This is a genomic window from Chamaesiphon sp. OTE_20_metabat_361, from assembly GCF_031364565.1.
The window spans coordinates 1-9195 of the sequence record NZ_JANLWO010000301.1; the positions used below are offsets into that span (position 1 = coordinate 1).

The 9195-nt window shown below is 47.5% G+C and carries 9 protein-coding genes, 1 tRNA gene and 1 pseudogene; 7 read left to right on the forward strand and 4 right to left on the reverse strand.

Annotation, left to right across the window (positions count from 1 at the left end):
* The 3 genes and pseudogenes from RMO35_RS08875 to RMO35_RS08885 all read left to right on the forward strand — a co-directional run.
* A pseudogene (locus RMO35_RS08875) lies at window positions 1-345 on the forward strand (translational GTPase TypA); the annotation flags it as partial.
* Window positions 346-661: 316 nt separating this feature from the next.
* The gene (locus RMO35_RS08880; RefSeq protein WP_309740336.1) at window positions 662-1261 is read left to right on the forward strand and encodes a Uma2 family endonuclease; all 600 of its coding nucleotides are present in this window, start codon (window positions 662-664) and stop codon (window positions 1259-1261) included.
* A 245-nt stretch (window positions 1262-1506) separates the two neighbouring features.
* On the forward strand, window positions 1507-2868 hold the full coding sequence (locus RMO35_RS08885; RefSeq protein ID WP_309740338.1) for an NAD(P)/FAD-dependent oxidoreductase: 1362 nt from the start codon (window positions 1507-1509) through the stop codon (window positions 2866-2868).
* Between the two features lie 90 nt (window positions 2869-2958).
* Here the strand turns inward: RMO35_RS08885 and RMO35_RS08890 are convergent, their stop codons facing one another.
* The 4 genes from RMO35_RS08890 to RMO35_RS08905 all read right to left on the reverse strand — a co-directional run bounded on the left by RMO35_RS08890 (window position 2959) and on the right by RMO35_RS08905 (window position 5699).
* Window positions 2959-3192, reverse strand: coding sequence for a hypothetical protein (locus RMO35_RS08890; protein ID WP_309740339.1), 234 nt, complete (start codon window positions 3190-3192; stop codon window positions 2959-2961).
* 221 nt (window positions 3193-3413) lie between these two features.
* Window positions 3414-4244, reverse strand: coding sequence for a DUF3598 family protein (locus RMO35_RS08895; protein ID WP_309740340.1), 831 nt, complete (start codon window positions 4242-4244; stop codon window positions 3414-3416).
* Between the two features lie 231 nt (window positions 4245-4475).
* On the reverse strand, window positions 4476-5351 hold the full coding sequence (locus tag RMO35_RS08900; RefSeq protein WP_309740342.1) for a HEAT repeat domain-containing protein: 876 nt from the start codon (window positions 5349-5351) through the stop codon (window positions 4476-4478).
* A 111-nt stretch (window positions 5352-5462) separates the two neighbouring features.
* Window positions 5463-5699 carry a hypothetical protein gene (locus tag RMO35_RS08905; RefSeq protein ID WP_309740344.1) on the reverse strand — a complete coding sequence of 79 codons (237 nt, stop codon included), beginning with the start codon at window positions 5697-5699 and terminating at the stop codon, window positions 5463-5465.
* Window positions 5700-5970: 271 nt separating this feature from the next.
* On the opposite strand from RMO35_RS08905, the gene RMO35_RS08910 reads away from it, so the two are divergent.
* From RMO35_RS08910 to RMO35_RS08925, 4 genes are all read left to right on the forward strand, one after another.
* Window positions 5971-6630 carry a HEAT repeat domain-containing protein gene (locus RMO35_RS08910; protein WP_309740345.1) on the forward strand — a complete coding sequence of 220 codons (660 nt, stop codon included), beginning with the start codon at window positions 5971-5973 and terminating at the stop codon, window positions 6628-6630.
* Between the two features lie 330 nt (window positions 6631-6960).
* A tRNA-Leu gene (locus tag RMO35_RS08915) sits at window positions 6961-7042 on the forward strand.
* A gap of 110 nt (window positions 7043-7152) precedes the next feature.
* A complete protein-coding gene (locus RMO35_RS08920; RefSeq protein ID WP_309740346.1) occupies window positions 7153-8307 on the forward strand; it encodes a pentapeptide repeat-containing protein in 1155 nt (384 codons plus the stop codon).
* A 43-nt stretch (window positions 8308-8350) separates the two neighbouring features.
* Window positions 8351-9016 (forward strand): class I SAM-dependent methyltransferase, encoded by a 666-nt coding sequence (locus tag RMO35_RS08925; RefSeq protein ID WP_309740348.1) that lies wholly within the window; start codon window positions 8351-8353, stop codon window positions 9014-9016.
* Window positions 9017-9195 lie beyond the last annotated feature (179 nt).

A 9195-nucleotide genomic window follows, 5' to 3' on the forward strand; every position in this document is an offset into this window, starting at 1 on the left:
CGCAACGGTGTGTTGATCTCCTTTGAAGAAGGCACTGCTACCGACTACGCGCTGATGGGTGCAGAAGATCGCGGTACGTTCTTTATTAAGCCTGGTACTAAGGTCTATAAAGGAATGATCGTCGGTGAAAATAATCGTCCACAGGATCTCGAACTGAACATCTGTAAGAGCAAGCAATTAACCAACCACCGTGCTTCTGGTGGGGAAGAATTGGTACAGCTCAAAACACCGATCGATATGACGCTCGAACGCGCGCTCGAATATATCAGCGGCGATGAGTTGGTAGAAGTCACTCCTCTATCGATTCGGTTACGGAAGATTTCTAAGAAATTAGCTCGACGTTAGGTTTAGCCTCCGATTAAAATCGGGTCTAGTGATGCAAAGTCCGCCTGTCTTGAAAAGGTGCTCTACTTGGGGAAACCCCAAGACCGCACTTTTCGCTTCGCGGACTAATTAATTTCCTAGTCCGCGAAGGCGGACTTTGCATCATGAGCGGGGGTTTCCAACCCCACGGCGATGTCGAAACGGAGCAGATCTCACGGTCGCCATAAGTTATAAAAAGCCCGCAGGTGCGAGCTTTTTTTTTGGGTTGCCAGTCGGGGCAATTCCATTCTGGCATAATAGAAATATAGTGAAAGCTAATCGATCGCATTGAGGTTTTATGAACGTCGCCCAATCCCTAGCGGAAGAAACAGTTGCGGTTAATATTCACAGCGCAGATCTGCATGTGACGCCAGCACAATTCGACAGATTGTGCCAAGACAATCGAGATTTGCGAATGGAGTTAACCAAAGAAGGAAAATTAATCGTTATGGCTCCGACATTTGGGGAGAGTGGGAAAAGAAATGGAAATCTGTTTGGTCGAGTTTGGGATTGGAACGAACGCACTCAATTAGGAACAGCATTTGACTCTTCGACTGGATATGATTTTACTGGAATCGGTGGTGGCAAAATGTCTCCTGATGTCTCGTGGATTGAAAACTCCCGCCTAGAAGGTGTTTCGCTCAAACAATTTATTCCAGTTGTGCCGGATTTCCTCATCGAGCTGCGCTCTACTACCGCCAGATTGAGCGATCTCCAATCCAAAATGCTCGAATATCAACGGTTAGGTGTAAAGCTCGGACTCTTAATTAATCCCCAAGATAAGCAAGTTGAAATCTATCGATCGAGCAAAGATGTTGAAGTTATTCAAGACCCAGACTCGATCGATTGTACGGATATTATGTCAGGCTTCATCTTGGATTTGACAAAGATTCCATAACATCAACCCAACCTACAGATCTAGACCATACTCATTCACTATTTAGCGATCGCCAAAAAAGAGCGAGACGATCGCGAGTAAAATAAATAATACTTCACCAATAATCGTCATCATCCGCTCGGAAATACGACTAGCGATCGAGATTCAGTTAAAATAAATCTAGCTAAAAAATATTATCGACATTACTCTGGAAGTGAATTCATAGTTATAATGGGCGTCTAAGACCCACTAGAGGAAAGCCGATCGTGACAAATAAAGTCGAGCACCAATCATTGCATCATGTCGTTATTATTGGCGGTGGTTTTGGCGGACTTCATGCGGCACTATCGCTAGGCAAAGCCCCCGTCCAGGTCACACTGATCGACAAGCGGAACTTTCACCTGTTCCAACCGCTGCTGTATCAAGTTGCCACAGGTGGTTTGTCGCCTGCGGATATTTCCTCACCACTGCGATCGATCCTCAACAAGCAGCAAAATACTAAGGTGATCATGGGCGAGGTGCGCGATGTCGATCCGCAGCAGCAGAAGGTATTTTTAAATAAGGGCGAACTAAATTATGACACCCTAATCGTCGCGACAGGTGTCAGCCATCACTATTTCGGTAACGACCAATGGGCACCCACCGCTCCCGGCTTAAAGACGGTCGAAGATGCGCTGGAAATGCGCCGCCGGATTTTTATGGCATTTGAAGCCGCTGAAAAAGAGACAGACATCGAAAAACGTCGTGCATGGCTGACATTTGTTATCGTTGGCGGCGGCCCGACTGGGGTAGAATTAGCTGGCGCGATCGCTGAATTGGCATATAGTACGCTCAAAAAAGACTTCCGCAACATCGATACCGCTGAAGCCAAAGTCATCCTCGTAGAAGGGATGGATCGCGTATTGCCACCTTATCCACCAGAACTTTCTGCCAAAGCCGCAGCATCCCTAGTCGAATTGGGCGTGCAGGTGCAGACAAAAGCACTAGTGACAAATATCGCCGATAACGTCGTTACCATCCGTCAGGGCGAGCAGACAGAGTGTGTCGAAGCCCGAACCGTATTGTGGGCGGCAGGTGTTAAAGCTTCAGCAATGGGTAAGATTTTAGCAGACCATACTGGTGTGGAACTCGATCGCGTGGGCAGAGTGATGGTCGAGTCGGACTTAAGTGTCAAAGGCTATCCGCAGATTTTTGTCATTGGCGATCTGGCAAACTTTACCAAGCCAGATGGTAAACCCCTCGCTGGAGTAGCACCCGTTGCCACCCAAGAAGGTAAATATGTTGCCGACCTGATCCAACAACGACTCGCTGGTGCCAGTTTACCTGCCTTTGAATATTACGATGCTGGCAGTCTCTCAGTCATCGGCAGACATTCAGCAGTGGCTGACTTTGGTAAAATCAAGATGTCTGGCTTCTTAGCCTGGTTGATTTGGGTATTCGTCCACATTTATTATCTAATTGAATTCGATAGTAAATTGGTCGTATTTATTCAGTGGACGTGGAGTTATTTCACGCGCAAACGTGGGGCAAGATTGATTACGGGCGACGAATCTCTGGGTCAAATTGGGGTTGACGAGCGCGGCGATTATTTCGTCGAACCAAAAGTTAAAGTCAATGTCAATGCTTAATTCTTAGCTAGGCAAAGTAGATGAAGGGCGATTCATATTACAACCCTTCATCCCTCATAATTTCTCGCCAAATTGCAAAATTCAAACACGTTAATGTGCCTCAGCCAAATCTCTGATGAGTAAAAGTCTCGATGTCAGATAACTGTCTAAATTTTGGGCTTCTTCAGAATCAAGGATGATGCGATCCCTCACCTTGTCGGTGATGACTCGCGAGAGGTCTCGATCGGGTAGGGACATGGCTTGGTAGTTGATTTCCGAGACTGCCTTCCAGAGGAGGCGTAATACATGAGGGTTGATGGTAATATTTTGGATAATTTTTCTCACCTAGAATAAATTTAATCTTTTCTTTATATTACCCAACTTTTGCGAAATAACCTAACAATTGGAACCAATTATTAGCAAATAGCTCAGTCTGCCAAAATCGCCAGTATTTATACTCATCGTTTACCAAAATCTTCTTAAGTGAAAATTGGGCAGTAAGCCTTACTCTCTTACCCCTCACCCCTTCAACAAGTCTTGCCGAACTTCATACACGTTAGGTAGATTTAAGACCGCCCGAATTCATCACAAATCAACGTGGCGCTATGCCATTGCCCAGCGCTGTCATATCGCCGCACCAACCGCTGCCGCTGTCCTGGCTGGTACATCCAACCAATTTCTAGCTCAAAGGGGCATCCTAGCCGAATCTGGGTGGGTGTAGTCGTATAACTCCCATCGGGCAGCAGGAGCATCTGATAAGATTCACCCGATCGAGCGGTAGCAAATAGCAATCGTTGGTTCGCGACTCTCAAATCGATCGAGTCCTCATCTGTTACCAACTGATAACCCGTAGCACTAGCAGTAAATGTCGTTGCTGTCTGAGTCACGATCGGTGCCAACTGTGGATAAAATGTCGTTGCCGTTCCCGTCCAAGTGCCCACCAAATCATTAATAGTCAGGTGCGGACGTTCTGGCGCGATCGTGCCTTGACGCTGCTCGCGCACGAAGGTGACTCGATCGAGTTTTCCATCGATGTCGAAAGTTTCGATCGTCCGAAAGCGGCGATCTGCGGCTCTAAGCGAAAATTCGGCGATCGTCTTTACTCCCGCAAATACCGCCAAGGCTCCCGAACTAAAAGCACCCGTCTCGAAGTAAATCGCACCGATGCCCGGTGGCGTGCTGAAGTTCCACACTACTTCTTTGGGATAGCGTTCGGTGCTATTTGGCAGCGGATAAAACCGCGTCAGCACCAGATGAACCGATCGGTTATCGCGACTACCTTCAAGTTTGATAATACTAGGGATATCCTCGATCGATTCCCCGCCAGCGGTGACGGTAGTAAATGAACCTACCCATTCACCTAGATTTTCGAGCACACACTCCCATTGGGATTTCATAATTGAGGGTAGGGGTAGAGGGTGGAGGTAAGGGGTAAGAGGTAAGAGGTAAGGGGTAAGAGGTAAGAGGTAAGAGGTAAGAGGTAAGAGGTAAGAGGTAAGGGGTAAGAGGTAAGAGGTAAGGGGTAAGAGGTAAGGGGTAAGAGGTAAGAGGTAGTGGAGCAATTATTCATCTCCCCAGTCCCCCCGTCTCCTCGTCTCCCAGTCCCCCTATCCCCTATTCCCTATCCCCTACCCTCTACCCTCTATCTTAGAAATTGCAAGTTTCGCCAGCAGCCTGACTGGCTCTAACTCATCAGATAGAGCGGCTTGGAGATGGGGAATTGCCGATCGATCGCCCAATTTACCTAGTGCTACTGCAGCGGTGCGGCGGACTTCACCATCGGGATCTTTGAGAGTGGTAATTAGGAGGGGTAGGGCGGGTAAATATGCCATTTTCCCGATCGCGGAGGCGGCTTCCGATCGCACGTTGGGATCGGGATCGTGGAGGGTGCCGAGTAGCAGTTGTGCGGCGCGAGCGTCCCCTGTTTCTTGGACTAAATGCGCGATCGCACCAACGGCGGCACATCGCACGTCAAGTGAGTCGGATTCGATGGCATCTTCGAGAAAAGGAGCCGCCGCCGCACCGATGAAACCCAGTGCCCAAGCCGCATGACCTTTGGTACTTTCCGATCGCACCGGATCGGCTAAGATTTCTAATAAAGGCGGAACGGAGGCTTCACCCATTTTAGCTAAAGCGCCGACAGCAGAGCCTTTGACGACGGTATCTTCGTCATGTAGTAGCGCGTAGAGCAAGCTGGGAACGGTATCTGGATCGATAATCAGGGCGAGTGTTTTCCCCGCTGCACGGCGGACGACGGGATTGGGATGATGTAGCAGCGCATCTACTAATAACGGTGTCGCAGTGCCGCCAATATCGCCTAGTGTCTGGGCGAATCGCAGCCGTACCAAACCGCGCGAATCGCCCAAACATTCCACCATCTGTTTGAGAGTGGTAACGTCATCAGCATCGAAAATATCTCGATCGATCTGCTCGGTAATCGATCGCATTAAAGCGTCGGTTTCCGCCGGATCGAGTACGACTACTGGAGTATCTTCAGATTTCATATCTATCTTTCATCATCAGGATCGGGGATGTTATTTCCCCACAACAACTCAATCTCAACCGTTCCACTACCGCTTGTCAGTCATTACCCACTGCCCAAACTCTCAACTATCTTAGTTGCTAGCCAGCGCAGCATGGCGATCGTGTAGCTCTTGCATCATCGCATCGATTTTGACTAGTTCGGGTTCCATTTGCGCCATTGCTTTGGCTTTGGGTAGACGCGCTTTTTGGATCGCTTCGGTAGTCTCATGCACCAAACGATCGCGATATTTCTGGAGTTCGGTAATGATTTCAGCTAGCTCAGCGGCGGTAACTTCCTCTGTCGCAGTCGTTTGCTCGGATTCAGCCATGTTAGTAAGTTTCCTAAAGATGAATATTTTATAAGTTTTAAAAGTTGCTAGTCCGGAACCGCTACGAGCGAAACCGCAGTAGGTTAGGGCGGTTGAAGCGTTCGATCCACCAGACTGCTAAAGATCGTAGATAACCATGCTACCGTACTTAGCAATCGTTCACAAATTGCGCTCTAGACTGACTGCTGCTAACTTAAATTTTCGCAGATTCGATCGCCAAGTGGCACGGCGATCGATCTAGAGTAAATAAAAGATCTTTATTTTAGAGACGATGATGGAACTACCAGAAATTGCCACAGCATTAGAGCATCCTGATTTTCAATATCGGCTCAAAGCGATCTCCGCACTCAAAGATTATGACGCCGAAACTGCTGTCCCGATCTTGATCGCCACGATCGGAGATCCTGAATTTTTAGTCCGAACTTTTGTAGCTAGAGGTTTGGGCAAACAACGGGTGGCGGCTGCCTTCGCGGCACTCTTGGAGATGACTAAATTCGACGATACACCCAACGTTCGCGCCGAAGCGGCTAACTCGCTCTCGCTATTTGGCAAAGTCTCCATCTCCCACCTAGTTTTAGCCTTCGATCGAGACGATCACTGGCTCGTCCGTCGCAGCATCCTCGCGGCTTTAGAAGAATTGGACTCACCCACAGAGCTGATCGAAGTCTGTACCCTAGCCCTGACTGGCGAAGATCTCACCGTCCAAGAAGCCGCAATCGACACTTTAGCCTCCCTCGCTCATTCCAGCCATCACGCCGCCGTCCTCACCCAACTCCTCACCCTCACTACCGCCACATCACCTCGATTGCGAGCCAGAGTCGCTGACGCGCTCCAAAAATTTGACGAACCCCAAGCCCAGTCAGCTCTGCTCGAACTCCGCCAGGATTCCAGCTCTCAAGTAGCGGCGCTAGAAGATTTATTTCAGCAGTAAATTACCAAGTATCAGTCTGAAATTCTGACGACAGCCAAAACATCACCCGATCGTCCCGCCGGGTTTGGATCGTTAAACTCTAATCAGCCATCCTTGAACCCTCCAGCGTTTCACCCGACAACTAACGATTGCAGCCGGGAGTTCGCCCATGACTCTCGATGCCATGCTCCCGCCGCAGCCGCCAATCGCAAATCGTCGCCACCTGCGCCGACAACATTGAAAAATCGTCAGCCCAGCACTAACTCCAACAACTCTTATCGAGTTAGATGGGATAAAAACAGTGAATTTTGATGTTTTGAGATATTTATGCTATAATTAAAAACATTGTCTGCGGATATGGCGGAATTGGTAGACGCGCCAGATTTAGGTTCTGGTTTCGCAAGAAGTGAAGGTTCAAGTCCTTTTATCCGCATCTTAGACTATCCAAATACTCTCAACTCTAGAGAGTCATTTATCAGCTCAAAGCGATATCCATGAATCTGGGAAAGTTCACATCAGTCGGTAGTGTGTGAATTTCTAGTAATGAAGACGATCGCTGAATTTTTCCAAGCTTTAATCGTGCCCGCGCCGATCGCGCCAGAAATCATCAGTGCCAAAGCGCACGAACTCTGGAAAGCGCAGGGAGGTGGCAATATCAACCCCGATGCCAATTGGCAAGCCGCGATCGAGCAAATCCGATCGACTGAAAAAATTAGTCGGCGGAGCTTTTTTTTAGAGCTAATTCGGGTATTTATTGCGAGTCTGAGTACTGGCGCAACTATTTTTGGTGGCTCGATCTTATTTCTCAACTTTTCTCAAGGTGAAAATAGGCTGATTACCGAACGCTTTACCCGCTCGATCGAGCAACTGGGAAATGCCGAAGAGACGATTAGAATCGGGGGGATTTATGCCTTAGAAAGAATCGCTAATGATTCGCCCCGAGATGGTTGGACGATTATGGAAGTCTTATCATCATTCGTGCGGGGCAAACAGAGTATTAAAGGTCAAGATCTCACCCAGTTATCGGCAATAAGAACTGACGCTCAAGCTGCACTAACAGCGATCGCCAGACGTAAAATAAACCTAGAAACCGAGCAACAATATCTAGATCTCAGCAGTACCAATCTCCGCGAAGCTAATCTTGTCAGTGCCAATCTCGATCGCGCCAAACTAAATAATTCTAGTCTCATTCAAGCAGATTTACGATCGGCTAATCTGAGTAATAGCAATCTCAGTCATGCCAATCTCAATAGTGCCAACCTCGCCCAAGCGCAACTCAATGATGCTAATTTAATCCAAGCTAACTTAAGTAATACCAACCTCAGCGCCGCCAATTTAGAGCGCGTAAATCTCAACAAAGCCGATCTCAGCGATGCCATTTTAGACGGTGCAAATTTGATTAATGCCAGCTTAGGTAATACCAATCTCAGCAGTGCGATCCTCATCGGTGCCAATCTTCAGGGTGCCACCCTCAGTAAAGCTAATCTAACTAAAGCCGATCTCAGCGGGGCAAATCTCAAAGGCGCAAATTTCGCAGGTGCAAATATCAATAAAGCTGACTTTAGAAAGACTAAAAATCTCGATATCACGCAAATCGAACAAGCACAAAATTGGCAGTTAGCAATCTACGATCCCGCGATCGATCTCATCCTCAAAGCTAAACCAGCGATCGTGCCAGCAACAAAGACACATTCATAATTTAATTCTCAATTATTAATTCTCAATTCTCAATTAACGAACTATGTCAAATCAATCGATCGGCTTAAACGATGACTTGTATCGATATCTACTCGCTAACTCTGTCCGCGAACCCGAAATATTAACCCAATTGCGCTCGGAAACAGCACGACATCCCCTGGTAGATATGCAGGTTTCACCAGAGCAAGGGCAATTGATGGGATTATTAGTCAAATTAATCGGTGCTAAAAAGTGCTTAGAAGTAGGCGTATTTACTGGCTATAGTGCATTAGTAGTCGCCTTAAATCTCCCCGAAGACGGTCGATTGATTGCTTGTGATGTTAGCGCGGAATTTACCGCGATCGCCCGTAAATATTGGCAGCAAACAGGCGTAAATGACAAAATCGATCTGCACATCGCGCCAGCACTTGAAACGCTCGATCGGCTCTTAGCAGATGGTGAAGCAGGGACATTTGACTTTGCCTTTATCGATGCCGATAAAAATAATTATGCTGCTTATTACGATCGCTGTTTTCAATTAGTTCGATCGGGTGGACTGATATTAGTTGATAATGTCCTGTGGTATGGCAGAGTTGCCGATCCAGCGATGAATCCAGATAAACGCACTCAGGCAATCAAGGATCTCAATCAGCAAATTTATCATGACGATCGAGTTCAGATTAGTTTAATCCCTATTGGTGACGGACTGACGATCGCTAGAAAGAAATAATATTTGGGATGACTTGGTTGGACGGCTAAATCTAATCTGGCGATCGATTGCTAACCCATTTCCACCATTGTAGGAGAGATCGAGCCAAGACTATCGGCTTCAACTCGATCGCTTGCCGGTCTAATAAATCTTGAGTAATATTAAAAGCAGCACTGTTTGCATTGCGTGTTCCATCGTCG